This window comes from Ligilactobacillus equi DSM 15833 = JCM 10991 (genome assembly GCF_001435735.1).
Classification (GTDB): Bacteria; Bacillota; Bacilli; order Lactobacillales; family Lactobacillaceae; genus Ligilactobacillus; species Ligilactobacillus equi.
In genome coordinates this window covers 1-25,017 of record NZ_AZFH01000096.1, presented here as the reverse complement: position 1 = coordinate 25,017, position 25,017 = coordinate 1, and the positions used below count along the sequence as shown (strand labels likewise).

Annotated in this window: 22 protein-coding genes; 6 read left to right on the top strand and 16 right to left on the bottom strand. The window is 38.7% G+C overall.

Annotation, left to right across the window (positions count from 1 at the left end):
• The first annotated feature begins 218 nt into the window (after window positions 1–218).
• Window positions 219–632, top strand: a complete 414-nt coding sequence (locus FC36_RS06845; RefSeq protein WP_025021541.1) for a (deoxy)nucleoside triphosphate pyrophosphohydrolase — start codon at window positions 219–221, stop codon at window positions 630–632.
• Window positions 625–3,564: a DEAD/DEAH box helicase gene (locus FC36_RS06840; protein WP_156409537.1), complete on the top strand. Its 2,940-nt coding sequence runs from the start codon at window positions 625–627 to the stop codon at window positions 3,562–3,564. Before FC36_RS06845 ends, FC36_RS06840 begins: the two co-directional genes overlap by 8 nt.
• Window positions 3,565–4,578: 1,014 nt before the next feature.
• Here the strand turns inward: FC36_RS06840 and FC36_RS06835 are convergent.
• The 11 genes from FC36_RS06835 to FC36_RS06780 all read right to left on the bottom strand — a co-directional run bounded on the left by FC36_RS06835 (window position 4,579) and on the right by FC36_RS06780 (window position 14,199).
• Window positions 4,579–6,390 carry a heavy metal translocating P-type ATPase gene (locus tag FC36_RS06835; RefSeq protein ID WP_025021342.1) on the bottom strand — a complete coding sequence of 604 codons (1,812 nt, stop codon included), beginning with the start codon at window positions 6,388–6,390 and terminating at the stop codon, window positions 4,579–4,581.
• Between the two features lie 753 nt (window positions 6,391–7,143).
• Complete coding sequence (locus FC36_RS06830; RefSeq protein ID WP_025021343.1) at window positions 7,144–7,566, bottom strand: ArpU family phage packaging/lysis transcriptional regulator; 423 nt, start codon at window positions 7,564–7,566, stop codon at window positions 7,144–7,146.
• Between the two features lie 1,161 nt (window positions 7,567–8,727).
• Window positions 8,728–9,078: a hypothetical protein gene (locus FC36_RS06820; RefSeq protein ID WP_025021345.1), complete on the bottom strand. Its 351-nt coding sequence runs from the start codon at window positions 9,076–9,078 to the stop codon at window positions 8,728–8,730.
• Window positions 9,071–9,655: a hypothetical protein gene (locus tag FC36_RS06815; protein WP_025021346.1), complete on the bottom strand. Its 585-nt coding sequence runs from the start codon at window positions 9,653–9,655 to the stop codon at window positions 9,071–9,073. Before FC36_RS06815 ends, FC36_RS06820 begins: the two co-directional genes overlap by 8 nt.
• Window positions 9,656–9,995: 340 nt before the next feature.
• Window positions 9,996–11,456, bottom strand: a complete 1,461-nt coding sequence (locus tag FC36_RS06810) for a virulence-associated E family protein (RefSeq protein WP_056986796.1) — start codon at window positions 11,454–11,456, stop codon at window positions 9,996–9,998.
• 4 nt (window positions 11,457–11,460) lie between these two features.
• Window positions 11,461–12,384 carry a primase alpha helix C-terminal domain-containing protein gene (locus tag FC36_RS06805; RefSeq protein ID WP_025021350.1) on the bottom strand — a complete coding sequence of 308 codons (924 nt, stop codon included), beginning with the start codon at window positions 12,382–12,384 and terminating at the stop codon, window positions 11,461–11,463.
• Window positions 12,385–12,474: 90 nt separating this feature from the next.
• Window positions 12,475–12,753: a hypothetical protein gene (locus tag FC36_RS06800; RefSeq protein WP_025021351.1), complete on the bottom strand. Its 279-nt coding sequence runs from the start codon at window positions 12,751–12,753 to the stop codon at window positions 12,475–12,477.
• Window positions 12,753–12,935: a hypothetical protein gene (locus FC36_RS06795; RefSeq protein WP_025021352.1), complete on the bottom strand. Its 183-nt coding sequence runs from the start codon at window positions 12,933–12,935 to the stop codon at window positions 12,753–12,755. The genes FC36_RS06800 and FC36_RS06795 overlap by 1 nt, the downstream gene beginning before the upstream one ends.
• Window positions 12,936–13,164: 229 nt before the next feature.
• Window positions 13,165–13,506, bottom strand: a complete 342-nt coding sequence (locus FC36_RS06790) for a hypothetical protein (RefSeq protein WP_025021353.1) — start codon at window positions 13,504–13,506, stop codon at window positions 13,165–13,167.
• Window positions 13,507–13,700: 194 nt separating this feature from the next.
• A complete protein-coding gene (locus FC36_RS06785; RefSeq protein WP_025021354.1) occupies window positions 13,701–13,973 on the bottom strand; it encodes a MerR family transcriptional regulator in 273 nt (90 codons plus the stop codon).
• A 13-nt stretch (window positions 13,974–13,986) separates the two neighbouring features.
• Window positions 13,987–14,199, bottom strand: a complete 213-nt coding sequence (locus FC36_RS06780) for a helix-turn-helix domain-containing protein (protein ID WP_025021355.1) — start codon at window positions 14,197–14,199, stop codon at window positions 13,987–13,989.
• A gap of 161 nt (window positions 14,200–14,360) precedes the next feature.
• Between FC36_RS06780 and FC36_RS06775 the strand changes: the two genes are divergently transcribed.
• Both FC36_RS06775 and FC36_RS06770 read left to right on the top strand, forming a co-directional pair.
• Window positions 14,361–14,972 carry a helix-turn-helix domain-containing protein gene (locus FC36_RS06775; RefSeq protein WP_025021356.1) on the top strand — a complete coding sequence of 204 codons (612 nt, stop codon included), beginning with the start codon at window positions 14,361–14,363 and terminating at the stop codon, window positions 14,970–14,972.
• Window positions 14,973–15,260: 288 nt separating this feature from the next.
• Complete coding sequence (locus tag FC36_RS06770; RefSeq protein WP_025021357.1) at window positions 15,261–16,409, top strand: site-specific integrase; 1,149 nt, start codon at window positions 15,261–15,263, stop codon at window positions 16,407–16,409.
• 164 nt (window positions 16,410–16,573) lie between these two features.
• Here the strand turns inward: FC36_RS06770 and FC36_RS06765 are convergent, their stop codons facing one another.
• The 5 genes from FC36_RS06765 to FC36_RS06745 form a co-directional block, all read right to left on the bottom strand.
• Window positions 16,574–16,891 (bottom strand): type II toxin-antitoxin system YafQ family toxin, encoded by a 318-nt coding sequence (locus tag FC36_RS06765; RefSeq protein ID WP_025021358.1) that lies wholly within the window; start codon window positions 16,889–16,891, stop codon window positions 16,574–16,576.
• Window positions 16,881–17,186 (bottom strand): hypothetical protein, encoded by a 306-nt coding sequence (locus tag FC36_RS06760; protein WP_025021359.1) that lies wholly within the window; start codon window positions 17,184–17,186, stop codon window positions 16,881–16,883. The genes FC36_RS06765 and FC36_RS06760 overlap by 11 nt, the downstream gene beginning before the upstream one ends.
• A 599-nt stretch (window positions 17,187–17,785) precedes the next feature.
• The gene (locus tag FC36_RS06755) at window positions 17,786–18,190 is read right to left on the bottom strand and encodes a hypothetical protein (RefSeq protein ID WP_056986795.1); all 405 of its coding nucleotides are present in this window, start codon (window positions 18,188–18,190) and stop codon (window positions 17,786–17,788) included.
• A complete protein-coding gene (locus FC36_RS06750) occupies window positions 18,187–19,677 on the bottom strand; it encodes a Y-family DNA polymerase (protein ID WP_056986794.1) in 1,491 nt (496 codons plus the stop codon). The genes FC36_RS06755 and FC36_RS06750 overlap by 4 nt, the downstream gene beginning before the upstream one ends.
• Window positions 19,678–19,841: 164 nt before the next feature.
• Window positions 19,842–21,029, bottom strand: coding sequence for an NADH-dependent flavin oxidoreductase (locus FC36_RS06745; protein WP_023859152.1), 1,188 nt, complete (start codon window positions 21,027–21,029; stop codon window positions 19,842–19,844).
• Window positions 21,030–21,246: 217 nt separating this feature from the next.
• On the opposite strand from FC36_RS06745, the gene FC36_RS06740 reads away from it, so the two are divergent.
• Window positions 21,247–21,948, top strand: a complete 702-nt coding sequence (locus tag FC36_RS06740; RefSeq protein WP_025021507.1) for an ABC transporter ATP-binding protein — start codon at window positions 21,247–21,249, stop codon at window positions 21,946–21,948.
• Window positions 21,949–21,957: 9 nt separating this feature from the next.
• Complete coding sequence (locus tag FC36_RS06735) at window positions 21,958–24,552, top strand: ABC transporter permease (RefSeq protein WP_025021508.1); 2,595 nt, start codon at window positions 21,958–21,960, stop codon at window positions 24,550–24,552.
• Window positions 24,553–25,017 lie beyond the last annotated feature (465 nt).

The window sequence follows — 25,017 nt, the reverse complement described above, 5'->3', positions numbered from 1 at the left end:
TAACACTGTACAATTTACAAAAAATGGAAGTATTACAAACTAGCAATTAGCGTAAAATTATAGCTTAAATAATAGGCTTTGATATTTGAAGTTACTTTAAAGAAACGAAGTAATAACTTATCAAAAAGAAGATGAAGAAATAGTTATTTAGTTTCAGATCTTAACAATATTCCTAAAAGCTGCTATTCTGAAGATATTAAAGTTAAGGAAGTGGATTTATGAAGGATATTTATGTTGTCGGAGCAGCTTTAATTGAGGATGGCAAAATCTTAATTACTAAACGTAGTAGTGACCGAATTTTAGGTGACCTTTGGGAATTTCCTGGTGGAAAGATTGAAGCTGGTGAAGATGAAAAGCAAGCTCTGATTCGTGAATTAGAAGAAGAATTTAATGATCAAATTCAAGTTGGCGCTAAGGTGGCAACGGGTGTACATGCCTATGATTTTGGAACCATTCATCTAACAGTTTATCTGGCTAAACTTTTGACTAAGAATTTTGATTTGATTGCACATAGTGAAATTTATTGGGCTAAACCAGAAGAATTGTTGACCTTAAATTGGGCGGAAGCAGATATTCCAGCTGCGCAAGCTTTGAGTCAAATGGATTTAACTGAGGTTAAGTTTGATGAATAAAATTAATGAAATGAAAGCAGCCGTTTTAAATTCCTTTTTGGATAAGGAAAAATACCAAGATAGTGCGACCTATGCAGCTCGTTTGATTGCGAATGAACGCCAGGAAAACATGCACGATCAACTTAAATATGAGTTGCAGAGCTGTCAAAGTTTTACCTTTGCAGTAGCGTTTGTAACAGAAGGAGCCTTGCTAGATTTAAAAGTTTGGTTGCAAGATTTGGCGCACCAAGGGATACAGGGGCGAATTTTAACTTCCACCTACCAAAATTTTAATCACCCTAAAGTTTTTACTGAATTAGCCAAGTTACCGAATGTGGAAGTGCGCATCTATCAGCCACCTAAACAAGGTGGTTTTCATGCGAAAGGCTATCTTTTTGATCATGGAGATTACCAAGTTGCAATGATTGGGAGCTCTAATTTGACGGAAAGAGCCCTGACAATTAATAAAGAATGGAATTTACGGGTTACTTCTCATGAAAATGGTCAGTTAACGGCAGATTTAGCCCAACAAATTGAAACTGATTGGGAAAAAGCGACGCCACTTACAGCAGAATGGATCGCTGAATACCGACGCACTTGGGTTAGTCCATTTAGGGACACCAAACGGGCAAAAATTGCGCAAATAGGGGATTTGGTAGCGGAAAACGTCGAAGCTGAAAAGTATGCGACGATTCGTCCTAATCAAATGCAAGCAGAAGCCCTACATCAGTTACAAAAATCACGGTTAGCGATGAAACACAAGGCCTTAGTGATTTCTGCAACGGGGACGGGGAAAACTTATTTGGGGGCCTTTGATGTGGCCGCTTATAAGCCTAAGCGTTTCTTATTCATCGTACACCGCGAACAAATTTTACAAAAAGCCTTAGAAAGTTTTCACCAAGTGATTGGTGGAAGCCGGGATAATTTTGGTATTTGGTCAGGAAATCATAAGCAAAATCACGCGCGTTACTTATTTGCGACGATTCAAACCATTTCTAAAGAGGCTAATCTTCGTCAGTTTACCCGTGAAGAGTTTGATTATATTTTAGTCGATGAAGCGCACCGAGCGGGTGCACAATCTTACCAAAAGGTTTTGGCATATTTTCAACCACACTTTCTTTTAGGAATGACGGCGACTCCAGAAAGAAGTGATGATGAGAATATTTACGAACTTTTTGACTATAATGTGGCCTATGAAATTCGTCTCCAAGACGCCTTGAATGAAGATATGTTGGCACCCTTTCATTATGTAGGGCTCAAGGATTATGAGTATCAAGGTGAGATAGTCGATGATCAAACGCCACTAGCGCATTTAGTTAGCGAAGAGCGGGTAGATTATGTTTTGGAACAAAGTCGCTACTACGGTCATGCCGGGGAAAAACTTTATGGTTTAGTTTTTGTGAGTCGTAAGGAAGAAGCGCAAAAAATTGCTGAGCTTTTGACTCAAAAAGGTTATCCGGCACAAAGTTTAACGGGAGCTGATAGTCAAGAAGCACGATTAGCAGCAATTGCGAAACTTGAGCGGGGAGAACTAGCTTATCTGGTGACGGTCGATATTTTTAACGAAGGGATTGATATTCCTTTCATCAATCAAGTTATTATGATGCGGCAGACACAATCGGCCATTGTGTTTGTCCAACAATTAGGACGTGGTTTGCGTAAGGCAAAGGGTAAAGACTACTTAACGGTAATTGACTTCATTGGAAACTACAAGAATAATTATTTAATACCGGTAGCTTTAACGGGGGATAATTCCCGTACTAAGGATGGCGTGCGCGAGAAGGTCAATTTAGAGCCGACTCAAGGTATTTCAACAATTAACTTTACGCAGGTTGCCAAAGATTTAATTTTCAAGCAGCTGGAAAAACAGCGTAATCCATTTAAGCAAGAAATTATTGACGATTTTCATGAACTCAAGCGTCGCTTAGGTAGAATACCTTTGATGACGGATTTCATAAAAAATAACATGGTTGAACCGCAAGCTTTACTTGACAGTCTCTCTAAGCGGGGAAATTATAATGATTTCTTACAGAAAATTGTCAAAGAAGAAGGCGTTAAACTTGGCGAATATGAAAATAAGGTACTCGACTTTTTAACTCAGGAGTTAAGTAATGGGAAAAGAGCGCAGGAATTACTTTTATTGAAGAAGTTGCTATCCCATAAAAAAGTTGCTAAGAAAGATTTTGCGGAGCAACTTCAAAAGCAGGGATATTTAGCTGATGAGGCCACATTAAGTTCGGTGGAACGGGTTTTAAACCTTGATTTTTACACACCAATGACAATTAAAGATTTAACCAAGACCCAAAGGTACCGCTATGGAAATGAACCATTTGTGGAGCTAGTAGCAGGAGATTATCAGTTGACACCAACACTTCGCCAGGCTTTAAAATCAGATTCTGGATTCTGGAAGTTGGCTTTTGACGCTATTCAGGCAGGCATTCTCCAGGCAAAGAACTATCAGCCAGAAGTTAAGTTGACAGTGAATAAACGTTATAAACGTACTGATGTTTGTCGCCTCTTAAATTGGGAACGGCAAATTTCTGGCCAAAACATCGGGGGTTACTATCTTGAAAACCAAACCTGCCCTATCTTTGTGACTTACCACAAAAATGAAGATATTTCTGAAACAATTAAGTATGAGGATGAATTTTTGTCAAATACAGTCATGCATTGCTATACTAAAAATAATCGAACTTTGGGTAAAGGGGAGACTAACAAGATGTTTGCAGGTGTATCTGACGGAGCGCCAAGCAATCGTTATTACTTGTTTGTGAAGGAATCAGATGCCGAAGGGAAGGATTTCTTATATCTTGGCGAATGCGAAGTCGTAAAAGATTCCTTAAGACAGGAGTATCGAACGATAAAGGGGAAACAACATCCAATTGTTTCTTACGATGTGCGATTACAAACTCCAGTTCAGCAAGGATTCTACCATAACCTCATACAAAAGTAAGTGAGAAGATACATACATTTATACATACGATTACACTTAACATAATGCGTATACGTATAAATATATGTATCTTTTTGGCATGTGATAAATACTATTATATCAAGCTATTTTCATTAAGATAAATATAAATGTACATATAATAATATGTATGATGACAAATATAAAACTACATATAAAAGCATGTATGAATTTACGTATAATAAATTGATGGTTCAAGTTAATCGCAAAAATCAAATAGAAATGTTGAGGAGGAAATATTAAATGCAATAATTAGTACGTATAATCACAAATATAAAGATACGTATAAAATTATGTATATTTATACGTAATAAAATACGTATAAATATAGAGGATCCAACATTACATTTTAATTAATTTAAACATTGTGACTTGCTCAGTTATTACAATTAGTTTTTCTGATACGTATTTACGAAAGTCTGTAATAGGCACATATCAAAATAAATAAGAGGTTACGTGCATTTGTACATATAATCATATTTAATATATTACGTATAAATATATGTATCTTTTCAGTATGTGATAAATGTTGATGTATCACGCCATTGTTATTAAGGTAAATATAAGTATAATGATATGTATGATGATAAATATAAAATAGCATATAAAGATATGTGTTTTCGTACGTAGGAAAATATGTATAAAAGCAAAGTATTAATTTTACATTTTTAATCTAACTTCTAATATTGTTACGAATGCCAGTTCAACAAAGGTTAGTCATAAATACATACAAAGATAAGCAAAAATGTACATATTTTTATACATATAGTCACACTTAATTTTATATGTATACATATAAATATACGTATAATATTATTTGTTATAATACATATAAAAATATGTATAAAGTCACGTATGATTATATGTATAATCGAAAGATATCTATAAACAATTTGCTCCGAAGTATAGTATGGGAAAGGTAACTTTTCAATTTGAGAAACTAAAAAATAACTTTGTTGCTAAAATTGCGACAAAGTTATTGCTTAGAATTTGAATTTAATTTTCTTTAGAATAGCGAGCTTTAAGAGCCCATAAAATTGAGACGGTATCAATTACTTCTTGGAACATTGCTCCTACAAAAGCTGGAATAATCCCAAAGGAGGCAATTACCATCAAAATAGTACAGATAACAATTCCAATCAAGACGGATTGCTTAGCAATGCGAATGGTGTCTTGAGAAATAATCACGGCTTTAGCTACTTTAGCGAGGTCGTCTTTCAGAATAACAACATCGGCTGATTCACTGGCAGCAGAAGAGCCATGAGCACCCATGGCAATTCCGACATCTGCTGTGGCGAGACTGGGGGCATCGTTGACCCCATCACCAACCATAATGACCGGTTTATTTTCTGGAGCTAAGGCCTTGAGAGCCGTAATCTTATCTTTTGGTAAAAGTTCCGCACGTACATCTGTAATCCCAACTTTAGTCGCAACTTGTTCAGCTGTTGCTTTTTGGTCACCAGAGAGCATCATAAGCTTGGTGATCCCGTATTTTTGTAAAACAGTCATAGTGTGAGCTGCTTCTGGTCGGAGGTGATCACTAAAGGTAATATAACCGAGATAATGGTCATCTGAACTGACATAAATGGCAGTATTCTCACTTCCGGGTAACTTGAGGTCTTGGACCACAAACTTCTTTTTCCCCACTTTAATTAGGTGATTAGCAAGCTGGGCTTGAACCCCGTTAGCGGTGATTTCTTTAGAATTATTAACCGTTTGAAGTTCAATTCCTTGTTTTTTGGCATAGGCGACTAAGGAGCGGGCTAAAACATGGGTTGATTCCTGCTCGACACTCGCAGCTAATTGTAATAGTTCTTTTTGACTAATATCGCCTTGAGGTTGAATCGCTGCTACAGTTAAATGCCCATTAGTAATAGTTCCCGTTTTGTCGAAGGCGACGGTTTTAGCAGTAGACATCTTTTCGAGCATATCTCCAGTTTTTACAACTATCCCGTTACGTGAAGCACGACTCATTCCGGAGACTAAGGCGACAGGAGCTGCTAAAATCAAGGGGCAAGGCGACGCAACTACGAGGACTTCAGCAAAGCGTTGTGGGCTTCTCGCGATTAAAGCGGCTGCAAAGGCGATTCCGACAGCAATTATGGTAAATGGTACTGCATACCGGTCAGCCATCCGGACAAAATGAGCGGGAGTTTCTTCAGCTTTTTTAACTAATTTGATTAACTGCTGGTACTTACTATTGGCGGCGATTTGGCTAGCCTGCATGGTAATAGCATTTTCGCCATTAACTGCCCCGGACATGAGATTATCATTAAAGCCTTTTTCTTGTGGTAAAGATTCTCCCGTTAAGGACGACTCATCAAAATTACTAGTTCCTTTAATGATAAAACCGTCAACTGGTACCAATTCTCCAGGTTTAACTAGCAATTGATCACCAATTTGTACTTGCTCGACATCAATATCTTCTGTTTTTCCCGCAAGTAAACGGTGAGCTAGTTGGGGGGAATTGTCAAGCAGGGCCTTTAACTCAGTGTTGGCTTTTTTAGCAGCGTAATCTTCGAGAGCATCTCCTCCAATTAACATAACTAAAATAACCATGGCCGCCCAGTATTCGCTGACGGATAGGGTTGAGACAACCGCTAAAATTGCCAAGAGGTCAACGCCATATTTTCCAGATTTTAAAGTATGAATCATTTCCAAGAACATAACACAAGCTAGATAGGCTCCGACCAAGGTGACCAGAATTTGCGCCCACAAGGCATGTCCGAGAACAAATTGCAAAATAATAGCAACTAAAGCAATTGCGAGAATGATGATTAAACTTTGTTTGTGACTTAACTTCGACATAAAAATCACATCCTTACATTTCTCTTTACTTCTATTATAACCTAATCTAGATAAGAATGTTTCCGTTTTCACAAAAGATTGATTTTTTAAGGGAAAAGTAACCTTTTTAGTAAGAATGGCGTGGTGACTAGTGAAGGTTAGTCCTTGTTTGTATTTAGCTAATCAAAGATATTAATATAGGAGAGAAAATCTTGTAAATAAATGCGAGATAATTGCCACTCATTCCAATATTTCCAAGCGATAAAGCTGGTCAAATTTTAATTTCTGTCCGGAAACTAGTAGCGTTTGCTCAACTTTAACTGTATAAATCTTTTGTCTAAAACCTTAGTAGGGGGATACTTCTTAACAAGCAAGGCAGATTTGATTAATCAATTAAACACCGCTTTTATATGGTACTTTTACGGGTTAAAAAGTGCCTTAAAACAGGCATCCTATCATGTAATTAATTCTGATTACCCAATATGAGATAAGAAAAAAGATAAGACTTAAGATAAGACCTTATCCGTTTTATAGCTAATTGATATGACAAACTAACCAGTCCATTTTTGGCCTGGTTTTTTGTTTATGTCGTATCCAGTCCATAGAGGGCCAAATTAGGCCTTAATACAAGTATCCCCAGGAGTTGGGTGTAACCAATCGCCAATGTTTATAGAGTTAAACGGCTTTACAGTGCGCATCTCGGCATCAGCTTTCAGAGCCTGGCTTGTTGCGGAAGTTGTCCGACTATGGGAAAAATAAAAAGGCGGTTTTATTTCACTTATAAACATGTAAGTCGCTATCATCCCCTAGCAACGGCTCGGCTACTACCTCGAAAGCGTCAGCAAACTGATTACAAGCCTTTCTTCTTAACTGGTGATACATACTGTCGGAATATCCTATATTTTGAGCTACTTGCCACACTGCATAATTCTTTAAATACCTTAGTTCTAACAAGTTTTTACACCTTTCATCACAAGAATTAATAGCCGTTTGCACTGCTTCTACAATCTGACTAGCCCATGCTTTGCGGGTGTATCTTTCTTCTTGTCCGTTCAACTTGCTTTCTGATACTCTTTCACCGTAACTAGAAGATCCTATGCTAACACTAGCCATTACTTTCAGTCGTTCATAATCTTTTTTGAAAAAAGTATCAACTTTATCAGCGGTCTTTTTTTGGTCTACCTCATCAAAAATCATTTTTACACCTCTGCAATTTCTGCCACTTTTGGCAGGATTAGGATATAACTCAAACGCGGCTATTCTTCAGTCGTATTTGGGCTTTTTTTCTGCGGAAATTTTCCAGTTATGGAGAAAATAAAAGGACGGTTTTGTAGCGTTTTGTATAGTTTTCTTCTACCCCCCCGGGCTAAAAGAGGTCAATTCCGACAGCCTGGAGACCGGTGGGAAGGGCTTAACTTCCACAAAAAAACACAAAAATTCTCACGTGAGGGGGGTGTTTGGCGGCGGAAATTCCCGCTACCACTTTTAGCCATCGCCACAAATATCGATAGTAGCCCCCCCCACCTAAAAATTTTAAAAATTGCTCTCTGACACAAGATTAGAGCAACGTGCGCTCTTCTCAATCTCAAAATAGGGGCGGGGGATGTTAGCTACATTGCGGTCTAAGTTCTGCTCAGGTCGTCCATCATCCCACTAACCAGGTTTTGAAGTAGTATTTGTAGTTATAGTGTCCTTGGTCTAGATTTAACCTAGGGTGTTATAACCTCGTATTTTACGTTCTAAGCGTTTTTAACCTTTTCGGGTATTTATACCGTTCCTTATTTAAAATTCTATCACGGTTGAATTATCGTGGTAAAACATACCGTTTTAAGCTACTAAAATAATTTTTACAATTCTATGCGCTTAAAAGTGAAAGCCCGTTCTAAGGGATGTTATGTTATAGCCCCTGTAATTTTTTCCGGGGTGTCATGGTAAATTAAATTGACCTCGGATAAAAAATAGGCCCGTTAAAAAGACCTGTTTAAAAAAGACCCTAGATTATAATCTAAGGTCAGCTTTATATGCTTAATATTTTATTAACGTCCATCAACTCGGTTATTACTTCTTGGGTCAGTCGTTTATCTATTTTATGGGAGTACATGACTTTTAGTCCTTTCTGTAACTTGGTATAATAATTATATTCTTTAATTTTTTTCAGTATTGTACTTAGCCTTTGGCGGTCGAAAAATCGGCTATGTAACCAAGGCTTATTTTTTCTAATTGCCATAGTGTCATTTAACCTTGGTAAATCTAAGCTAGGTCTGAAAATGTTAGCAAACCTTAGCATTTTTAGTACCTGGCAAATCTGCCCCTACTCACACTAAAAGACCCCTTAGCGTTATTCTAAGGGGCTTTAATCTAAAATAAAGTTAATTGGTTGTCGTTGCTAGAATGATGGTGTACTTGCTTGGGTATCATCTTTCTAGCTTTTTTAATATGGTTATCATCTAACACTTCAAGGCTATATACGTTTATCTGATACCCTCGGTTAGTGATGCTTGCATGCATCCCCAAATAACCATGATTTACAAGCTCTAAGGCGTTCTTTAATAACTCGGCTCTATCTGTACCCAAACGCTTTTCAAGGCTCCTATCAACGATTACAAGCGGGGATGTTTCCAGTAGTAGCATGCCGTACATAACTTTAGCGTCTGCGCTTAATCGTTCATCGTTTAAAACCTGGTTAGGTATATAAAGTTCATCATGCATTACTGATCACCTCGCTAAATGCTTTCTTGACCTTTATAAAGTCGGTAGCAGACCATCCAAGCTTGTAAATGTCGCTGGGGGTTGCTTTCTTAAGTAGTTTACCAACGGCGTTATAATAAATGTCTCGGAGTTTCTTAAGCTCAATATTTTCCCTTTTGAGGTTGTTTATATCACATTCTAGTTTATCTATTTTCTTGGCCATTTTGATAGTTAGGCTATCACCAACCATCTTTACACCATGGCTTTCGTAAAATCTTAGGTCGTAAAAATCTTTGGTCGGTTTTAATCCCATTTTTGGCATCTTAGATAGTACTAGCATTCTAAGGTCATATAGGCTATTAATCTTTTGGGCATCCTCGTCATCAAGTATAAAGATTGTGCCATCATCTATAATACTTTTATTCAATAGATTTACTTGCAACGAGTAACTGTAAATGGTTTTAGTGTTATATAACAAGTCGTTGGTTGTTTTAATCATCTCTTTAGCCAAATAGGCCAAATCTTCCCACCCCCAAAAGTCGGAGGATGCTCGCGCCGCTTTAGTTGCTTTAATTGCTAATTGTTCATATCTTTTCATGTTTCTACCTCGATACCCGCCACTGTCCCGCCTTGATAGGCTCATTCTCATATCGTTTTTTTCAGTAATTTTTATATTCTGCCCGAATTGCCCCAATAAATCATTTATTAGGGCGGGCGTTTATCCCTTGATATATAAGGCTTTGCCCGAATTGCCCGAATTGCCCCAATAAAACACACACTCCCATATATTATTACTATTACTTACTACCTTTTTACTAAAATATATAAATAACTCTTTTTATTAGGGATATTAGGGATATTGGGGCAAACATTGTTATATCAAGGGTTTAACCTTGCCCCAATAACCTGTTTTATTGGGGCGTTATTGGGGCAAAATATTATTTTCTAATATATCCATGGCTTTTTTTGCCCCTTAGTCGTTCAACGAATGCCCAACCATCCTTAGCAAACATCCGGTCATTAATCGCTTTTGAGTCGGAGTTTTTGCCCCTAATCGTCATTTTATCGGGGTCTTGCTTTAATCCTACTGCCCAAATATCTTTGGTAGTAACGTAAGGAATTTTAATCCAAACGGCGGGCGCCTCGCTCATAGATTGTTCATAGATACTGCGCTTGTCATCAAGCGACAACTTGAAGTATTTTTCTTCATAGTCGGGAGGCGTGGTGCTTTCTAGGTATTGTTCAATTTCATCATCTACCATCGATTTTTCCTTGGCCCGTTCTTGTTCTTCTTTGGCTATTTCGACTAACTCGCTATCCTCTTTGATATCGATATAGTGCTTATATCCCGCCGTATACAGTGCTTTAGCCTCAGCTAGGGCTTGTAACATGTAACTATCATCCACTTTATGCGGATTTTTAGTTGCTGCATCCCCATTGCACCAAATTGGATAAAAGCGCCGTTCTCCGGTATCATCCTTTAGGAAAGTAGGCTTGTTGGTCGTTCCAATAAATACCGTCTTTCTTGCATGGTCTTTTGTAGTTTCGCCATAGGGGGAGCGGTAGTTGTCGTTGCGGCTGCTAATGAAGTTTTTTATCTCGTCTGTGCTAGATGCATTGAACGCCTTTAACTCGCTTATCTCAGCAACCATTTTGCTATTAAGCTTTAGCAAATCGTCTTTATCTTTCATAGATCCTAAGTTATCCACAAAAGAATTAGGGAAAATGGAGCTTACTAAATCACTTTTGCCAATGCCTTGGCCACCGTACAAAACCGGGACTAACTCAAACTTACAACCTGGCTCATACACTCGCTTAATCATCCCAGTAAACCAACGCTTAGTAATTTCTTTGGTGTAATGGGAGTTGGGAGCGCCTAGAAAATCAACAAACAAGCTTTCAATCCTGGGGATGCCATCCCATGCTACAGTTTCCACACGCTCTTTAACTAGGTTGCGGGTGTTATACTGCATCGCATAGGCTCTCAAACCAATATCAACGGTTGACGGGGTCGGGGTATAGTCAAAATTACTTTCAATGTAATACTTAAGGATATTGCTATTTGGCTTGTCCCATGGGATGTATCTGCCTTTATCATCAGCATACATAAGCAACTCTGAAAACTCGTCATAAAATGGTTTCGGAGCCTTAGGGTCATTCTTTAGAATAAGAATGATATTCTTAATACTTGACTCGCTCACGCCTCTGAGGCTCCGGACGCCTTTTTTATTCACTGCGCCCTTGGTAAAAACACCATCCTCAAACCAGGTCGGGAGGTTAAATGCCTCAGTCGGTACAATCGCTTTAGACTTAGTTGCTTGCTTGTGTTTCTTAATATTCATTGGGTCGCCGTTGTGTTTATTAATAAATTTTTGCATTTCTGCGCTTGGTTGTCTCATTGCATCATCCTCTTTCTTTCACACGTTCATAGCCTTTAATGGCGGATTTAAAAATATGGTTAATCTCTGCATCAGATAGGGGCGGAGTGAAGTACGCTTGGTTAATCGTCATTAGAAAATCATACAAGCCAGGTAAGGCGCCTAAATCAGCCATACCACACACCAACCAATACCAGGCAAAATTATACATGGTGTTATTTCTGCGGCCCTCTCCAATGCCTTGGGTTATCTCACTAAGCCAGTAAGCGCCTTTTGTCGGGTCAGTGTTCCTTTTCACATAATTAGTAGGGGGATGGTTGAAGTCTGTTTCATCCTCATACTTGGATATAAGAGCTTTAAAGCTAGGTAGGCTCTCTTTAATAGCATCAGCGGTTAATTTGGCGCCTTGGTGATAGGTGATTACTTCGCCTTGGGTAAACTGATTTCTAACTGGTAGTGAAAAAAGCTGCGCCGGTCGGGTCGTACTTTCATCCCAGTTACTTGTTAAAATCTGTTTATCAATAAGACCATAGATAAACCCCTTGGCAACCAAAATATACGTATCGGGAAGTAACGGCGGTGTTTCAATCAACAAACGATACCTAAGCCCATATCCCTTCAAACCGTTCTTAATTGTTGGGTATAGGATAAATTCTAAGGCGTCTAATAGTTCTGTCAGCCTATTTAAAAGCTTGTCGGGTGTATTTATGCTTGGGTTAATATTATCAAGGTCTAGCGCTAGAATATCCCTGCTTTGGATGGTGTCGTTACTTCGCCTATTGTCTGTAAGCATCCCGCTATAAGCATAATCAAGTTCCCTCTTTAGGTCTTTCACGTTGTCAGCGGAAACTGAAAAGGTCGGGATGTTATACCTTGCAAGGTAGTCTTTGAGCGTTCCAGGAACGGCTTGCATCACCTTGTTACTGTAACCTCTTTGTACATATAGCATCACCAACGCCCCTTATTTTCTCTAAATTCTAGGGATGATTTTAGTTGAATGATGCCTAATTTTAGGAGATGCTTGCTTGTTTTATCCATGCTATTCATCTTCTTTCAAGTAGTCTCGATGTTTCTCTAAAAACTTAGTAAGCGATATCTCCATTTTTTCATTGTTGTTTTCTTCGGCGATGATTTTTAAATCAATGATAAAACCGGGTTTTAGACTACCGGTTAGGTTACCGGTTGATAAAATAGCGTTTTGCTTGCGATTTTTAAGCAGGTTGTAAACTTTTTTTCCTAGGGTTAGGCTTTCGGGGGTGGTGCATATAGCCCACCTTGCACCTTTATCAGCAGCAATTAATTTAAAATCATCGTTCATTACTTAGTACCTCTCTTTTCAAAATAGCGCCCGGTTACTGCCTCATAAGTGGCTTGTCCCAGGAAGAAAAATGCGGCTACTGCATAGCAAGCCACGCTTTTCAATGGATGATCGCTTAAGTAAAAAGCCATTGAAATCACTCCGGCTACGATTGTTATAATTTCAGCTTTAGTTAAGTACATAAAAATTACCTCTTTCAGTTCCCGCCACAAACCCGCCTCTTTCTCCATTATGGGAAAAAATAAGGCTCACATTCATAAAGTTACATTGTAATTTAAGAGGTATCTCAGTATACTAATAACTGTTAGATATGTATTAGTTACTGAGATACTTCTTAGTAGGCCTTGGGTATTTGTCGATACTCAAGGTTATTTTTGGTTCATTGGTGATTTTCAAAATCAGCTAAAACCTCTATTTTCCTATTTCTGTTGGTAAAGGCGCCATTTCTAGCGTCTTAATCAGTCGCATGTATTTTGATGCCTCAGCTCTTAAATGAGCGGTCGCTTGTATTCTCTCGGAGTTGTCAGAGGGGAAATATAAGCCGTACGGTTGCCGCTTAGATGCACATATCGGAGCGCCTTTCTTTCGGCAACTTTCAGTAAGCCTGTCTAAGTCCCGTATATCGTTCCTATTTAACGGGTTTAACCCAATCAATCGGGCCAAATCAGCCCGTTTTTTGGCGTTTTTACTTCCATAAGGTATCAGCCCCATGAATTCTAGTTCTCGGACTGTAAAGCCATTCTTTTCAGCCATATAATCACTTCCTTTCTAATTTTGAATAATTGGGGGGATGCTATCCCTGGTAAGCTTTAATCACCACCCAAAATTTGTTATAATTTACTTAGCCACAAAACGGAGCGGGTCAATGCTTTTCTGTTTTTGTGCTTTATCTCTTTCTATTCACTGCCTTGTCTTGCTTTCAAAATCGGCAAGGCTTTTTTGTATGTTCATATTGTTCTTTCTCTAAAAAACGATTTAACGGCGTCTGCGGTGTAATAAGGCGTGTTTCCTACGTACGCTACCTTAAGACCTAATTTCTGCCATTTATCAACGGTCGCCGGTGAGATACCGCAAGCCTTTGCTAGGTTTTTTCTAGTGTAAACAAGCATATTAAGCTTTTCATCATCCCGCACCCGGTCAATTTCATCACGTACCAGGGTTGCAAGGTAGCCGCGTAAAGCTTGGTCTTGTTGTTCGGATAATGTAACTTCCAATGGCATTATTTCATCACCTCTAAATTTCTTTCTCGCATTTTTCAATTATCCAATCGTTAATTTTGTTAAAAGTTGAATTTTGTACTTTCAACTTTTCGCCCTTGATGATTGGATAAAGTGTAAAACGACTGATTTTAAGCTCTCTCGCAAGTGCCGCTATTGTTAGGTTATTTTCACCTCTTAAGCGTTTCAATAGCTTAACTTGGGATGCCGTAAGCTCTCTTTTTTGCATGTGATCACCTCCTAAAAATTACAATCGTTATATTTTCCGATTGCAATTAAATAATATAACGATTGTAATATTATTTCAAGAAAAAAATAACGTTTTGTTTTATTTTTTTATGGAATTTATCAATCTCTAGTGTTATTCTTTATAAAAAAGAGGTGATTTTAATGGAAAATAGAATAAAAGAATTGCGGAAGAAAAAAGGAATTACACAAAAAGAACTTGCTCAAATAATAGGTATCACACAAGCTGCTCTAAGTAATTATGAAAGAGGCAGGGCTCCTAGTTATGATATTGCGCATAAAATAGCTAACTACTTTGGGAAGTCAATAGCGTACGTATTGGGGTATGTCGATGAAAGCTATTCGGACCCCAGGAATGATGATTTTTTAGAGGCGGGGAAAATAACTTCAAACCTTGGAAACATAGAACTATTCGATAAATTAATAGCAACTTGGTCTGATTGGGATGATAAAAATTTCAATGAGAAAATACCAAAATCAACTAAGGAATTAATAGGGGAAAATATTCAGACTTTTTTAAATAGTTATTCTAGTATCGTGTATTTCTATGAGGCGAAAGACACCCCTTTAAAGGACACTGGCGATTATGAAAAACTTCTAAAATTGGAAGGTGCACTTTTGAATGCTTTTAATAATTATCATCACAAGGTTAACAATGATATGCTAGAAAATGAAAAAATAAAGTTAAAAATCACATTACAAGGACTTCTTGCTGCGCTTATAAACACCTTAAATAAGGAGTCGGGGCTTTTTTAAAGATAACCATCCCACCGACTAAGATTTATGCCAACATTAGCCAACCTCAAAAAACCTGAGCAATTCTTAGCTACCTAACAGGGCTTAATTTTCAGTTCAGTGTCTTAAGCTAGGGATGTTAGCAACCTTGGAAAGTCCAGTATTTTTCAGTAAACACCTTGCAACCTTAGGTTTTCTTTGGGTGCAACTTTTTTGCTTTTGGGTGCAACTTAAAATTATCAGTTCTTCTTGTCGTACCACTTAGCTATAAAACGGAGCGGGTCAACTTCTGTTTAGAGAGGTACAATAATGACAAAAATTAAAGAATACACTACCAAAGGCCAAACTAAATACAAGTTTGCCTTTTATGCCGGGATTGATGATGTTACCGGCAAGAAAAAATATATCCATAAGCAAGGGTTTAAGACTAAAAAAGAGGCACGTCTTGCGGTTAGCCGTCTAGAATTACAAAAAGCAAGCGGTGAGCTTTCACCACTTACCAATAACAATTTAACTTTTGAGGCGGTTGCGGATCAATACATGGAGGCCAAAAAGCATTCTATCAGAGATAGCACTTATCAATATCAAGCGGGATGGCTCAATAACCATATTCTAAAATCGTTTGGAAAATTGAAAATACAGGCTATTAAGGGCTATCAATGCCAAAATGCTATTAATGACTGGTTTATTAAATCACCTAGCGCAATAGACCAAATAGCCGCTTTAGCTAATCAGGTTTTTAGTTATGCTATCAAGAATGGCTATATTAATAAATCACCTATGCAAGCGGTCATTTTGCCTAAAAAGCCGGAGAAAAAATTGACTGATAATTATTTCACCAAGGAAGAGTTAGCCTATTTTTTGGAATACGTGAAGAAAAATAAACCGGAGAGATACCCGCTTTATCGCTTTCTAGCTTTTAGCGGTGTAAGAATTGGTGAGGCTTTGGCCCTAACCTGGGATGATATAGATTTCAATGCTGCTACTGTAACTATCGATAAAACAATATCAAGGGGACTTAACGGCCCTAAGATAGAGCGCCCTAAGACTAAGGCGGGGTGGCGCAAAATAGCAATGGATAAAATCACCATGCAAGCCCTGGCATCCCAACAACAAGCCCAAAATAAAAGGCTCTTTGCTTTGGGACTTTTAAATACACTGCCTAAGCCGTTGCCCGTCTTTGATAATGGGACGGGGAGGCGCCCGTACATCACCACCGCCAAAAAACAGTTACAAGCAATCTACCGCAAACTACCAAGCGACTTTAAAAAGATAACCTTACATGGTTTTAGGCATACACACGCCACGTTATTAATTGAAAGCGGAGCTAGTATAAAGACCGTTCAGCAACGGCTAGGGCATGCTAATATAAGTATGACTTTGGGTGTCTATGCGCATGCCACTAAGAAAATGGAAACTGATGCTATTAATCGCTTAAATATGTATTTTAGTAACTAAAAGATAAGACTTAAGATAAGGTTTTTTGTAAGATTTCATCTTAAGTAGTGGTATGAAAGCAATTAAAAGGGCCTTACCTTTTTATTAATCAAAAAGGCACCATCCGAAGATAGCACCTTAGTACTTAATTGTCCTCACAACTCAAAGAGGAACTTCTAGTCTTTTTATTCATCATACGGATGGAACAATTGTTTGTGACTACCGAGACGAATAAATCTAAATATTTTTTTCTTCTCAATTTCAGTGTATATTACTAACAAATCTAACTTACCATCAAATAAGTGGAAATCCATATTTCCGTTATATGGTAAGGATGGATCCACCAAGAGATGCGGATTATATTCTTCGGGTACTTCACCATACTCCAAAATATACTCGGTAATTGCCTGCAATTCTTCTCTTAAATTGCTTACCTGAGTTTTCCAGTATCTAACATCATTGATGAATTCCTGGTCATAGCGAATTTGCCACTTACTCAACATCAAATAACTCCTTCATCGCATCAGTAGCATTATCAAAAGTTTTCGCCGTGACAGGAATAACACCTTCTTCTTCTGCATAAGCTCGAATTATTGCTTTCCTTGTCTTGTCATTAAACTTAACTTTTTTGACTTCAGGTTCTGTCTTAATTTCAAACGGAACTTTACCTTGAATCAAGAATTGTCGAGCTGCTAAATTAAAATAACCATTCAAGGTTAAACCTGAGGCAGCTAATTTCTTAACCAATTCTTCTCGCATGTCTTCTTCTAGACGAATTGTGGAAGCAACTGTTGCCATATTAATCGACCTCTTTTCTTGTTTTTGATATCTATATGATACCACTTTGATTGAAAAAAGTAACCTATTTCAATTTGAAAGAATTTCCAAGCGATAAAGCTGGTCAAATTTTAATTTCTGCCCGGAAATTAGCAACATTTGCTCAACTTTAATTGTATAAATCTTTTGTCTAAAACCTTAGTAGGGGGATACTTCTTAACAAGCAAGGCAGATTTAATTAATCAAAAAGGCACCATCCGAAGATAGCACCTTAGTACTTAATTAGTCTTCAAGCCAAAACTTAAGTAACTTCTTAAGTACTTTTTTGATTGTACCCGTAGGCACAATGATAAATAAGATGTAAATTGACATCAGGAGTTTCCTCCTTCCTTGTACAATTTAGGCTGATAAGACATATAACGTACAAAGAAAATTATAGAATAACGCACTAATTAGTGTTATAATAACGATGATGAATAGGATGTATAACGTACAATAAACTGGCGTGATAAACCAGTTTTAAGCGTGGGGGACTAGCGAAAGTTAGTCCTTTTTTGTGTCTAGTTACTCGAAACCAATAACATAAAAAATCCCGCAAGTAATTGCGAGATAATTGCTATCTATTCCAATATTTCCACACGATAAAGCTGACCAAATTTCAACTTCTGCTCGGAAACTAGCAAGGTTTGGTCCAACTCTAATACTTTCTCGGCAGTCCCAATCAATTCAACTTCCTTTTCTTTCTTCTGATCATAGTAATTCACCCATACTTTAACTGGCAAGTCCTCTTTAACTTGCACCAAGGCTTGGGCCAAAACCTCTTGTTCATCACTGGCTAAAATCTGCTGGGAAGACCTTACCTCAGCCTTTTGTGCCAATAACTCCTCATAGCCTGTCAAGGCTACAAAAGGCATGAATTGGGCAGCACATTCCGCGCGAGGCATGGCGGGGTGAGCCCGTGATTTGGGCGTTGGCAGGTCCCACATATCCCGATAGCGTTCCGTTGACGGAAAGAGCTTACTCATGACTGATGTCCTCCAATCTGATTATTTCTTTGCTTGCCTGTTGCTTCCTCCAAAAGACTACTGGCCTTGATGATGGCATTTTTCCCAAAACGTTCCCGCAAGTTATTCACGATTTCTTGACGTTGGTGCTCTTTATTTTCAGTTTCAAGATTCTTGGGCGTTTCGGCTTGGGTAAAATCAGCAAATAAATCTAACTGTTGACTGACTTGCACCCGATCAGCTGCCTCAGCTGGCATGACATCGCTGGCCACCACGGTAATTTTTCGGATTAGCATTTTCGGGTTTACTTGGCACTGATAAATCTCTTTAAAACCCTTGAATAACTGACTTTGTAGGTCGGTATAGCGTTCAAAATTATAGCTCCCGTGGTCATGTTTGGGTAACGCCCGGCCATAGTAATCCGTGGCTAAAGCTCCTTGATAACCTTGTTTTAAATTCTTAACATCATAGTCAATTGTCAGGGTTAATTGCTTAGTTTTCAGCTTTTTGCGGTTTAAATCCAAGGCTAAGTTATCCGACATTTCCCGTAAAATTACCAATCCTTCTTGGAAACTATAAGGACGCATCAGGACTTGGCCCGAACCAAGACTGTGGCGCTTAGGTTGATAAGCCTTAATATCCGTAATCGTCGTCGTTTCTTCGCCCCAAGCATGGTCAATTAGAAGTTCGGCATTTTTGCCAAACTCCTGGTAAAGCACCTCGGCATTCATCTTGTCAGAAAGTGTTCCTAGTGAGCAACGGGCAATGTCGCCCATCGTCTGAAGGCCGAGTTTTTCCAAGCGCTTGGCATAGCCCCGACCAACGCGCCAAAAATCTGTCAAGGGTTGGTGGGCCCATAAATACTGACGGTAGTGCTGCTGCGAAAGTTGCGCCATCCGCACGCTATCTTTGTCAGCCTTGAATTTCTTAGACACAATATCCAAGGCAACCTTGGCCAAATACATATTTTCGCCAATGCCCGCTGTTGCGGTAATTCCCGTTTCTTCCTTAATATCAAGAATAATCTGCTTAACTAATTCTTTGGCCGTGAGCTTGTAGGTTTCCAAGTAGTTGGTAACATCCATAAAGACTTCATCAATGGAGTAGACGTGAATATCTTCCGGAGCTATGTAGCGTAAATAAATTTCGTAGATTTCCGAACTCTTTTCTAGATAATGTTGCATCCGTGGAGGTACAACTTGAAAATCAACCTTGGCCCGCGGATTTTTCTTCAGCACATGTAAATATGGACTCTTAGCGTAAAGTCGTCCTACTTGCCGGTAACGTTGATAGTTTAGGTCTTGAACTTTCTGTTTAACCTCGTAAAGGCGTGGTCTACCGGAAACTCCTAATTGTTTTAAGGCGGGAGACACTGCCAGGCAAATAGTTTTATCGGAACGACGATTATCAGCTACCACAAGGTTAAAGTCTAGGGGGTCTTGGCCTAAAGCCACGCACTCCACCGAAGCATAGAAGGATTTCAAGTCAATGGCGACATAAGTTGACATAAAGCACCAACTTTCTAGGTTTCGTTAAATTTATTATACCACTTTTGGCAACTTTTTTGAAAATCTACGTCCTTCTTGATGATTCAGTTGGTTCTTTCATTTTGTATGGAGGCGTTGGAAAATTATACATAAAAAATCAGCCCCGACGAGCTGATTTCTAACGATTAATCTTGAACCCCTTCGTGTGGCGCCAACTGATTTTTGAAACGGGTTGGGTCTGTATCGTCGGGGTCGTTACTAATGTGCATTAAAGAATGGAATGTATTTTGTAAGAGATCCCAGTAAGCAGGGGAGATATTTAAATCTTCCAAATCTGAAGGTGATAATGTATAACGAATAGCCCCTTCATCGTTGTCCATTACTTTTTCAATCCAACGAGGTTCACGAATATATTCACGACCAATTGCCACTAATTCAATGCCTTCATCCATTACATTTTCTGCTTCCTGTGGCGTTTCAACACTCCCCACTGAAATTAACGGTAAACGTCCATTAACTTGTTTTTTAATCTTATAAATAATTGGTTCTTCATCTGATTTATCAACCAGAGAAGTTCGGAATACATAGCCCATAGAAACATGGAGATAATCCAATGGTTTATCTGCTAATTTATCAATTAACTTCAAGGTATCATCTAACCTAATTCCCGGTTCTTCAATTTCTTCAGGAGAAATTCTATATCCTAAAATAAATGGTCGGTCAGCATATTCTTCAATAATTCTGTAGGCTTCATCAACAACCGCTAATGGGAACCGCATTCGATTTTCCAGAGAGCCACCCCATTTGTCTGTTCTTCTATTTGAGTGGGGAGAGAAGAATTGTTGAATTAAATAAGTGTTAGCACCATGAATTTCAACACCGTCAAATCCAGCTTGGATTGCTCGTCTTACTGCTTGGCCGAAATCTTTGATTGTTTGCTCAATTTCTTCTTCACTTAGAGCTCGTGGTGTTTCATAACCTTCACGTGGTGCAGGAACCGCAGAAGCACTTACTGGAGGTTGGCCCCCTAGAACTGCAGAATTACTCATTCGACCTGCGGAGAATATTTGCAAAATGGCTTTCGTACCATTGTACTTCATTGCTGAAGCCATTTCTCTTAAACGTGGAATGAAAGCATCATCAGTAACCGCTAATTCACCAGGAAATCCTTTACCGAGATTATTAACATTAGCAACTGGTGAAATGAACATACCAACCCCACCGGCTCTTTGGCGGAAATATTTAAGTTCTTGATCAGATACTGAACCATCCGCCAAAGCAGATCCTTCAGTCATTGGTGGAATAACAACGCGATTTTTAAGTGTGACCCCGTTTTTTAAAGTATAAGGTTCTAAAAATTTGTAATCAGTCATAGAGAAACTCCTCCTTGATATAAATTTCACATATATTATAAAGCGCTTTCTTTTAGTGTGTCAATTATTTTGATTGGTATTTTCCCTGAACCTTTCCTGCAAATCATTCATGATTAACACTAAGGAATTTTCAATTTTACTTGTAAAAAGTAATTGAAGCCAGCTTGACGCTAGGATATTATTAGTATGTAAATACAAAGAAAAAGAGGCGATGTTGGTGGCATATATTGAAGTCAAAAATTTAGCTAAACGTTATCATATGGGTGAAAATGTGATTGAAGCTAATCGGGAGGTCAATTTCGAAATTAACCAGGGTGAACTGGTTATTATTTTAGGTTCTTCGGGGGCTGGGAAATCAACCTTGCTTAATATTTTGGGAGGAATGGATACCGGCGATGAAGGGCAGGTCATCATTGACGGGACGAATATTTTAACCTACAACGATCGCCAACGAACGGATTACCGACGAACGGATGTCGGATTTGTTTTCCAATTTTACAATTTGGTGGCTAATTTGACAGCCAAAGAAAATGTGGAATTAGCGGTTGAAATTGTGGCGGATCCCTTAGATCCAGTAGAAGTTCTCAAGGAGGTTGGTCTGGAAGCTCGAATCGATAATTTCCCAGCGCAACTATCCGGAGGGGAGCAACAACGAGTCTCTATTGCACGGGCTGTGGCTAAACAGCCTAAGTTGCTTTTATGTGACGAACCGACTGGAGCTTTGGATTATCGAACGGGGAAGCAAGTTTTGAAAATTCTTCAAGACATGTCCCGCAAAAACGGGGCAACGGTAGTGATTGTAACTCATAATGGGGCTTTGGCACCGATTGCTGACCGGGTGATTCATATGCGAGATGCTACCGTGCAAAAGGTTGAACTTAACGCGCATCCTCAAGATATTGCGATTTTGGAATACTAGGGGGCTATGATGAGTAAGAAAAAATACTGGAAAGATGTCCGCCAATCCTTCTCAGCTTCCTGGGGTCGGACTTTATCAATTGTCTTCCTATTAGCTTTAGGAGCAACGACCTTAATTGGTTTGAAAGTCGTTAGCCCTAATATGGAAGCTACTGGACAAAAATATATTGAACAAACTAAGATGGCGGACTTAATGGTGATGTCTGATTATGGTCTAACTAAAACAGATGTCCAAGAACTCAAAAAAGTTAAGGGTGCCCAAGTCGAGGCTGTTAAATTACAAGATGTAACGATAAAAAAGACTAACCAGGCAGTGCGGATTTTTTCCAAGAGTCAGTACATTTCGCAAGATCAAGTGGTAGTTGGCAAGCTTCCTCAAAAGGCTAATCAAATTGCTTTGGCGGAAAAGTTGCGGGGTAAGTATCATTTAGGTGATAAGATTAGTTTTGATCGCGGGAAGAATGATAGTCTTAAGCGGACACAATTTACGGTAGTTGGTTTCATTAAATCAGCGGAAATTTGGTCGGAGGAAAATCTCGGTTCTTCTAGTGTCGGAACCGGTGAGTTGCAAGCTTATGCTGTGACAACTGCTGGGGCCTTCGAAACGAATCTTTATGGCTTGGCACGGGTGCGTTTTACAAATTTGAACGATCCTTATTATACCGATACTTACAAGGCTAATTTAAAAAAAGACCAAGCTAAACTCAAGGCGACCTTAAAAGATAACGGTACCAAGCGTTTGCATGAATTACAGGCAAGTGCCCGCCAAAAATTAGCTACTAACCAAGCTCAAATTCGGGCGTTAGAAACTCAAATTTCCCAAGCTCAGGCTTTAGGAGTTGATGTGAGTCAAAGGCAAGCCGAAGTGACTAAGGCTCAAGCTAAGTTAGCAGTGAGTCAAAGACAAATTGAAGCAATGGCGAAGCCAACGTATACGGTCTACAATCGGGAAACTCTTCCTGGAGGAAATGGCTATAGCACTTATGCAACGGCGACCTCTAGTATTTCTGCCGTCGGTGATATTTTCCCACTGGTGCTTTATTTGGTGGCAGCGCTGGTAACTTTAACGACGATGACACGTTTTGTCGACGAAGAAAGGGGCAATGTGGGACTTTTTCGGGCTCTAGGTTACACTAAACATCAAGTCGTGATGAAATTTGTCCTCTACGGTTTGGTAACAAGTTTTCTCGGAACCACGATTGGGATTATGGTCGGAAATTATGGTTTATCGCCCATTATTGGTAAGATCGTGACTGCCGGTACGGTGGTGGGGGCTTCTAAGCTATACTTCCACCTTAACTACATTATCATTGCCTTTATGGCAGCACTATTTTCAGCAGTTTTACCAGCTTATTTAGTGGCCCGTCGCGATTTAAGTGAGCAACCAGCCCATCTGTTACAAGCTAAGCCCCCTGTTGCTGGATCCAAGATTTTCTTGGAAAGAATGAGCTTTATTTGGAAACGTTTCTCCTTTACGCAAAAGGTAACCGCACGTAATATTTTTCGTTATAAACAACGGATGTTAATGACCATCTTTGGGGTGGCTGGCTCAGTGGCTTTGCTTTTCGCAGGGCTTGGAATTCAAGCTTCGATTTCTGGCGTTTCGACCAGTCAGTTTCAAGAGATTCTTAAATACAACCTAATTGTGGTAGAAAATCCGCAGGCTACGAAGGCTCAAAAAGCGAAAGTAGCGACTTACCTTAATCAAAAGGCAACAGGTCGTCGCGCGGTACAGTTGGAAACATTGGAAGAAAAAATTTCCGGGGTCAGTGATAAGCAAGATATTAATCTGATTATCAGTCAGCCCCAAGGTTTTGCCAAGTATGTTAATTTACGCCAACGTAGTAACGGTCAGGCTTTAAAATTAAATAATCGGGGCATAATCTTGAGTGAGAAATTGGCCAATCTTTATGGCGTGAAACCTGGTCAAACGATTAACTTAAAGTTAGCCGGTAAGCAACGCCAAATCAAGGTGGCAGGGATTACGGAAATGTATGCAGCCCACTTTATCTACATGAGTGCGGATTATTATCGTATTTTGACGGGCAAGGATTATCAGACGAATGCTAGTTTAGTTAAGCTTAAGGATAATCGTCTCGGCCCTGCTGGAGATACGGCTGCACATCTGCTGAAAATGTCAGCAGTCGGTGTTGTTTCACAAAATAACTCCGCTGTTCAACAACTAAATAAGGTGGCTGGATCTTTGCAGACGGTAATGATTATTTTAATTATCCTTTCGGTATTATTAGCAGTGGTTATCTTGTATAACTTGACTAACATCAATGTTTCTGAACGAATTCGAGAACTCTCAACGATTAAGGTGCTTGGTTTCCATAGCAAGGAAGTTACTATGTACATTTATCGTGAAACCATTACACTATCGTTTGTCGGAATTATCGTTGGTCTAGTGGGTGGTTTTTACCTCCATAAGTTAATCTTAGGTATAATTGGTTCTGATCAAATCATGTTCAATCCTAGTGTGGGGCTATATGTTTATTTAGTACCAACGGTGGCAATTATTGTCATTCTCTTCTTACTAGGACTCTTGGTAAATCATATTTTAAAGCGGGTCGATATGCTAGAAGCCTTAAAATCAGTTGATTAAATTTGAAGAGGCTGGGAAAAAATTAACTTTTTAGCTAGAACCTAGAAAATAACCATAAAGAAGTGTTAGAAATCAATGCTTTCAGCAGCATGATTTTCTGGCACTTTTTAATTTTTAAGACTTTTTTCCAGCTGCTTTTTGGCAGTTAGCACAACAGCTAGAGGCAGATATACCATTAAAAATGGCGATAAAATTATTGAAGAAAAAGTTATTTGATTTTTAAATCGAAAACGGATGAACAAATGTTGCTGTTGCTAGTTAGACCTGAAATTTTAACATTAAAAAAATTTTTTTAAAAAAAGTATTGACCAAAAAGTTAATTCAAGGTATGATATTTCTTGTCGCGAGTTAGTACGACGTCAAAATTAAATTAAAAAAATTAAATCTTGACAGTTTTTACTTAACTTGCTATGATATAGAAGTTGTCGCAAGACAGCGAGTAGATCTTTGAAAACTAAACAAAGT

What these genes read in the sequence shown, in the direction of transcription:
- FC36_RS06845 (WP_025021541.1), top strand. Translation starts at nt 219, where the DNA reads ATGAAGGATATTTATGTTGTCGGAGCAGCTTTAATTGAGGATGGCAAA.
- FC36_RS06840 (WP_156409537.1), top strand. Translation starts at nt 625, where the DNA reads ATGAATAAAATTAATGAAATGAAAGCAGCCGTTTTAAATTCCTTTTTG.
- FC36_RS06835 (WP_025021342.1), bottom strand. Translation starts at nt 6,390, where the DNA reads ATGTCGAAGTTAAGTCACAAACAAAGTTTAATCATCATTCTCGCAATT.
- FC36_RS06830 (WP_025021343.1), bottom strand. Translation starts at nt 7,566, where the DNA reads ATGATTTTTGATGAGGTAGACCAAAAAAAGACCGCTGATAAAGTTGAT.
- FC36_RS06820 (WP_025021345.1), bottom strand. Translation starts at nt 9,078, where the DNA reads ATGCATGATGAACTTTATATACCTAACCAGGTTTTAAACGATGAACGA.
- FC36_RS06815 (WP_025021346.1), bottom strand. Translation starts at nt 9,655, where the DNA reads ATGAAAAGATATGAACAATTAGCAATTAAAGCAACTAAAGCGGCGCGA.
- FC36_RS06810 (WP_056986796.1), bottom strand. Translation starts at nt 11,456, where the DNA reads ATGAGACAACCAAGCGCAGAAATGCAAAAATTTATTAATAAACACAAC.
- FC36_RS06805 (WP_025021350.1), bottom strand. Translation starts at nt 12,384, where the DNA reads ATGCTATATGTACAAAGAGGTTACAGTAACAAGGTGATGCAAGCCGTT.
- FC36_RS06800 (WP_025021351.1), bottom strand. Translation starts at nt 12,753, where the DNA reads ATGAACGATGATTTTAAATTAATTGCTGCTGATAAAGGTGCAAGGTGG.
- FC36_RS06795 (WP_025021352.1), bottom strand. Translation starts at nt 12,935, where the DNA reads ATGTACTTAACTAAAGCTGAAATTATAACAATCGTAGCCGGAGTGATT.
- FC36_RS06790 (WP_025021353.1), bottom strand. Translation starts at nt 13,506, where the DNA reads ATGGCTGAAAAGAATGGCTTTACAGTCCGAGAACTAGAATTCATGGGG.
- FC36_RS06785 (WP_025021354.1), bottom strand. Translation starts at nt 13,973, where the DNA reads ATGCCATTGGAAGTTACATTATCCGAACAACAAGACCAAGCTTTACGC.
- FC36_RS06780 (WP_025021355.1), bottom strand. Translation starts at nt 14,199, where the DNA reads ATGCAAAAAAGAGAGCTTACGGCATCCCAAGTTAAGCTATTGAAACGC.
- FC36_RS06775 (WP_025021356.1), top strand. Translation starts at nt 14,361, where the DNA reads ATGGAAAATAGAATAAAAGAATTGCGGAAGAAAAAAGGAATTACACAA.
- FC36_RS06770 (WP_025021357.1), top strand. Translation starts at nt 15,261, where the DNA reads ATGACAAAAATTAAAGAATACACTACCAAAGGCCAAACTAAATACAAG.
- FC36_RS06765 (WP_025021358.1), bottom strand. Translation starts at nt 16,891, where the DNA reads ATGTTGAGTAAGTGGCAAATTCGCTATGACCAGGAATTCATCAATGAT.
- FC36_RS06760 (WP_025021359.1), bottom strand. Translation starts at nt 17,186, where the DNA reads ATGGCAACAGTTGCTTCCACAATTCGTCTAGAAGAAGACATGCGAGAA.
- FC36_RS06755 (WP_056986795.1), bottom strand. Translation starts at nt 18,190, where the DNA reads ATGAGTAAGCTCTTTCCGTCAACGGAACGCTATCGGGATATGTGGGAC.
- FC36_RS06750 (WP_056986794.1), bottom strand. Translation starts at nt 19,677, where the DNA reads ATGTCAACTTATGTCGCCATTGACTTGAAATCCTTCTATGCTTCGGTG.
- FC36_RS06745 (WP_023859152.1), bottom strand. Translation starts at nt 21,029, where the DNA reads ATGACTGATTACAAATTTTTAGAACCTTATACTTTAAAAAACGGGGTC.
- FC36_RS06735 (WP_025021508.1), top strand. Translation starts at nt 21,958, where the DNA reads ATGAGTAAGAAAAAATACTGGAAAGATGTCCGCCAATCCTTCTCAGCT.